Source organism: Vibrio sp. 811, assembly GCF_033339195.1.
Genome location: NZ_JAWOUB010000403.1, coordinates 1 through 704, shown reverse-complemented (window position 1 = coordinate 704; position 704 = coordinate 1). Strand labels below are relative to the sequence as shown.

Below are 704 nucleotides of genomic sequence, written 5' to 3'. Positions count from 1 at the left end.
CCACTATGACGTTGGATGCGATTCCGGGTAAAGAGTGGCAAGGCAGCGTCGATTATGTGTATCCAATTTTGGATCCTAAAACGCGCACGCTTCGTGTTCGTCTTAAATTCTCTAATCCCAATGGCGAGCTGAAACCGAACATGTTCGCCAATATTGCCTTACAACCTGTCAGCGACAACGCGGTGTTGACCATTCCCAAGTCGTCCGTTATCCGCTCGGGGGGTATGACTCGCGTCGTGCTGTCTGAAGGAGACGGCAAATACCGCTCAACGCGCATCGAAGTCGGGCGTGAAGCTGACGACAAAATCGAGGTACTACAAGGCCTGACTCAAGACGATCGCATCGTAACCTCAGCTCACTTTATGTTGGATTCAGAATCGAGCCAAACGGCTGATCTATCGCGCATTTCATCACCGACCGAAGCCACTGCACAAACGGCTTGGACGAAGGGCGAGATCACTGATGTGATGAAAGACCATCGCATGTTGACCATCAACCACCAGCCCGTACCAGAGTGGGATTGGCCGGGGATGGTTATGAACTTTACCCTCGCTGACGGCGTCGATATGGGCTCGCTGCAAAAGGGCCAAGCTATTGAGTTCGAAATTCAAAAAGCCGCGTCGGGTCAATACGAAATCGTTGACTACAAAGCCGATGACACCGTTCTCGCGACTGACGTTTGGGTAACGGGAGACATCAGCATG

General features: G+C 52.0%; 1 protein-coding gene. It reads left to right on the top strand.

What is annotated here, in order from left to right; translation table 11 throughout:
* Positions 1–704: copper-binding protein (locus tag R7Q46_RS27135; RefSeq protein ID WP_318078255.1), on the top strand; the 704-nt coding region annotated here is incomplete at both ends.